Raw genomic sequence first — 822 nt, forward strand, 5'->3', positions numbered from 1 at the left:
GCCACCGCCCGGAGGTGCTGATCACGCTGACCGAAACCACGAGCGCGGACGCGCTGGTCAGCGCCCTGGAATCGGGCGAAGCGGACGTCGCCGCGGGGCCGCGGCCGAGCCGCTGGACCGGGCCGGTCGAGGTCGTCGGGCGCGAGGAGGTCGTCGTGGCGCTGGCCGCGGACCACCCGCTCGCCACCCGGGCGGCGCTGGCGATCACCGACCTCGCCGGGCAGCCGGTGGTGCATTACCACCCCGACAACGGCCTCGGCGGCTGGCTCGACGAAGAGGCCGCCCGGCGCGGGGCGGTGCTGAACGCGGTGATGCGGACGAAACAGGCGTCGACGGCGGCTCAGCTCGCCGCGGCGGGCCTCGGCCTGGCACTGGTGCCGACGACCGCGCTCACCCGGACCTTCTCGGGTGCGCTGCGGCGGCTGAAGCCGGCCCTGCACCGCGAAGTCGTGGTGTTCACGGCGACGCCGTCGGATTCGCTCGTCTGCCGGTTTTCCTCGGACGTGGCGCAGCGCGGGATCACCGTCCCCGGCGCCCTGCTCGACAAACTGTCCTCAGCGACCCGTTAAGTCCTGGTGAATGTGACAGATTCCCTACGAAGGTTTTGTGCCATCAGGACGAACTTCTCCGCGAGGGCCGGATTTCGCTGTGCCATTCGCCAAAGTTTGCTTCCATCGGATAGCTTGCTCCTACCGGTCAGTACCGGTGGGTGGGGCCGATCGGGTGAGGCGATCAGCGAAGATCGAGGGAAGCGGGGACGACCATGCCGAAGCACCGGCCACGTCGCAAGAGCTCGCGGGCGGTCCGCCGCGCCGCGGCCGC

General features: G+C 70.9%; 1 protein-coding gene. It reads left to right on the forward strand.

From position 1 onward, the window contains the following. A partial coding sequence (locus G3I65_RS44470; RefSeq protein WP_160701440.1) for a LysR family transcriptional regulator substrate-binding protein occupies positions 1–569 on the forward strand: 569 nt, incomplete at its 5' end. Positions 570–822 lie beyond the last annotated feature (253 nt).

The sequence above is a fragment of the Amycolatopsis sp. SID8362 genome (assembly GCF_010550475.1).
Lineage (GTDB): Bacteria > Actinomycetota > Actinomycetes > Mycobacteriales > Pseudonocardiaceae > Amycolatopsis > Amycolatopsis eburnea.